Origin of the sequence: Sedimentibacter sp. B4 (assembly GCF_000309315.1) — a bacterium.
Lineage (GTDB): Bacteria > Bacillota > Clostridia > Tissierellales > Sedimentibacteraceae > Sedimentibacter > Sedimentibacter saalensis.
Genome location: NZ_CANG01001132.1, coordinates 1 through 212, shown reverse-complemented (window position 1 = coordinate 212; position 212 = coordinate 1). Strand labels below are relative to the sequence as shown.

Below are 212 nucleotides of genomic sequence, written 5' to 3'. Positions count from 1 at the left end.
GGCCATGCTGATCGCGTTCGTGCTCGGAAAACGGCACCCGGCAGGTGGAGGCGTTCAACTACGCCAACACCGTGCCCACCACCCTGTACCTGCTGCTGGCCGGCGGCACCCTGAACAACGTCCTGGTGCCGCAGATCGTGCGGGCGGTGACCCATGACGAGGACGGCGGACGGGCCTGTCGCCGGATCATCACCGCCTTCGTGATGGCGCTA

The 212-nt window shown here is 67.0% G+C and carries 1 protein-coding gene; it reads left to right on the top strand.

All coding sequences use genetic code 11. From position 1 onward, the window contains the following. Nucleotides 1–44: 44 nt before the first annotated feature. Nucleotides 45–212: lipid II flippase MurJ (locus BN358_RS25895; RefSeq protein WP_304412808.1), on the top strand; the 168-nt coding region annotated here is incomplete at its 3' end.